The sequence below is a fragment of the Pseudomonadota bacterium genome (assembly GCA_026388215.1).
GTDB lineage: Bacteria > Desulfobacterota > Syntrophorhabdia > Syntrophorhabdales > Syntrophorhabdaceae > JAPLKF01.
The window spans coordinates 1-2,842 of the sequence record JAPLKF010000105.1 but is presented as its reverse complement, the minus strand read 5'-3'; the positions used below and the strand labels follow the sequence as shown (position 1 = coordinate 2,842).

General features: G+C 38.1%; 2 protein-coding genes. One reads left to right on the top strand and one right to left on the bottom strand.

What is annotated here, in order from left to right; all coding sequences use genetic code 11:
* Positions 1–13 precede the first annotated feature (13 nt).
* Positions 14–943, top strand: coding sequence for an ATP-binding cassette domain-containing protein (locus NTU69_06115; protein ID MCX5803096.1), 930 nt, complete (start codon positions 14–16; stop codon positions 941–943).
* 21 nt (positions 944–964) lie between these two features.
* Here the strand turns inward: NTU69_06115 and NTU69_06110 are convergent, their stop codons facing one another.
* Positions 965–2,695, bottom strand: a complete 1,731-nt coding sequence (locus tag NTU69_06110; protein ID MCX5803095.1) for an ATPase, T2SS/T4P/T4SS family — start codon at positions 2,693–2,695, stop codon at positions 965–967.
* Positions 2,696–2,842 lie beyond the last annotated feature (147 nt).

Sequence of the window (2,842 nt, the reverse complement as noted above, 5' to 3'; positions counted from 1 at the left end):
TAAAGGATGAGAGATGGGTAAGGTGTTATCTGTATCAGAATTAAAAAAGATATACGAAGTAAGGAAAACAGCCTTCTCAATAAAAAGAGAGATAATAAAGGCAGTTGATGACGTATCATTTGAACTTGAGAAAGGGAAAACCTTAGGTGTTGTTGGTGAAAGTGGTTCAGGAAAGAGCACCTTGGCGAGATGTGTGTTGCTGCTTGAAGTACCGGATAACGGAACAGTGACATTTTTAGGAAACAACCTGGGAAACATGGGAAGAAATGAACTCAAAGGGTTAAGAAAGGATATGCAGATCATCTTTCAAGACCCTTATTCATCTTTAAATCCAAGGAAGAAGGTATATGAGACAATAGCAGAACCTATTTTGTTTCATAATATTGTTCCCAAGAAGGATGTAAGGGATAAAGTGATGGAGATTTTCAAAAGTGTTGGGCTTGATGAGGATTTCGTGAATAAATATCCCCATGAGATGAGTGGAGGTCAGAGGCAGAGAGTGGCAATAGGAAGGGCGCTCGCAACGGATCCGATTCTCGTTATAGCCGATGAACCTGTTTCATCTCTGGATGTATCGATACAGGCGCAGATAGTCAACCTGTTTATTGACATCAGAGAAAGTGCTGATATATCTATGTTGTTTGTTTCCCATGACCTTAATGTTGTGAGATTTATTTCTGATGAGATTATGGTTATGTATAAAGGGAAGGTTCTTGAAATAGGACAAAAAGAAGAGGTTTTTTATAGACCCTTGCATCCTTATACGAAAATGCTCATTGATTCGATTAAAGGTGAATTTACCAGGAGGGAAGGCGATGAGGTGCAAACATTCGAAGGTGGTTGTCATTATTATCCAAGATGTGACAGGAGAGACATGAGGTGCATTAAAGAGACCCCGAAGCTTATGGGTAACAAAGAACATATGGTTGCATGCTTTATGTGAAAGTACTGCTGATTAAACCTTTTAAATCCCCTTTATTATTTTCGCAGCTTCTTCGGTTGTGGTTATACCTTTGAAAAGTTTCTTTAATACATTGTCCCGGAGCGTAACCATACCGTTTTTCAAGGCTGCTTTGCGGATTTCATTAGAAGGTGTTTTGTTTTTTGCTAATTCACGAATATCATCATTTACTTTCATTATTTCAAAAACGGCTGTTCTGCCTAAGTACCCTGTTCCCCTGCATTCAAGACAGCCCTTACCCCTATGCAATATGATATTCCTTTTTTTATTCAAGTCAACTTCCAGTGTTTTCTTCAGGTCTTCTTCTTTCACCTCAAATGATACCTTACAATGCGGGCATATTTTTCGGACCAGACGTTGTGCCACTACGCCTATCAATGTAGAAGCAATTAAAAATGGTTGCCCACCCATATCAATGAGACGCGTGATTGCCGTTGGAGCATCGTTTGTATGGAGTGTACTGAAAACAAGATGCCCGGTAAGTGCAGCCTGGATAGCGTTCTGGACTGTTTCTGTATCACGGATCTCGCCAACCATAATAATGTCAGGATCCTGCCTGAGCATGGTTCGTAAAACACTTCCAAAGGTCAGGTCAATCTGTGGATTCACAGCCACCTGATTGAACATTTCATGGACAAGTTCAATTGGGTCTTCAATGGTACAGATATTTATCTCGGTACTGCTGATTTTATTTAAAGCAGAATATAAAGTTGTGGTTTTACCGCTTCCGGTTGGCCCTGTTACCAGTATTATTCCGTATGGATGATGGATGAATTCATCAAATAGTGCTGAATCTTTACGAGAAAATCCCAGTGCATCGATATCTTGCAGCAAGATGTCAGGGTCAAATATCCTCAATACCACCTTTTCACCGAATGCAGTTGAGACTGTAGAAACACGAAGCTCTATCTCTTGTTCTTTGTGAATGATTTTTATCCTGCCGTCCTGCGGACGACGCCTTTCCGCAATATTTATACCAGCCATAATCTTGATTCGAGAAATTATGGCATTGTAAATCACCTTTTTAAGCATATAAACGTTGTGCAAAATCCCGTCAATTCTGAAACGAACGACACTAAAGTCCCTTTTTGGTTCAAGATGAATATCACTTGCTCTCTGGTCGAAGGCATAATAAAAAAGATGGTTTACCGATTGAATGATAGGCTGTGAGAAATGGTCTAGGTTACCTGAAATTTGTAGGTCTCTATTCAAGCGTTCCAGATTCCCCAGATCTACAGTGCTGATTTTTCCCTTGAGTATCATTTCCTGTTCTGCAGCGGATAACGAATCCCTCAAGCCGTAGGTCATATTAAATACACTTTTTATATTTTGTCTTGTGCAAAGAACGATTTTAACCTTTAATCCTGTGATTTTTTCAATGTCATAGAATGGATATTGTAAGAACGGGTTAGAAACAGCGATTGTCAATATATCATCCTGTTTTTTTGTTGGTATAAATCCATAGGCTTTAGCAAATTTGGCAGGTACTGTTTCTGTAACTACACCAAAATCTATTTCCAGAGGGTCTATCTTAACAAATTCTATTTCTAAGTAGTCTGCCAATGTTTTTAAAAATTGTTCTTCAGACAAGATATGCATATCCAGAATTATATCTTCTATTTCTTTTTGAGAAGAAGCCCTGCTTTGCTCGATTTCTATGATTTGTTTTTCTGAGATGAGATGTTTTGAAGTTAAGATGTTGTATATATCTTTTCTATTGATGTTTTTTAGCATAATCTTTAGTTCTTTTATATCTTAAAATGAAGATTATTGCAAAATAAGAATTTGAAGATTGACCCGTCAACTAATTATTTTCTGTACTGTTTCAGAAGCTCTAAAAATTCTGGATGAACCTTGTGACCGAGTTCAATTGCCCTGTTG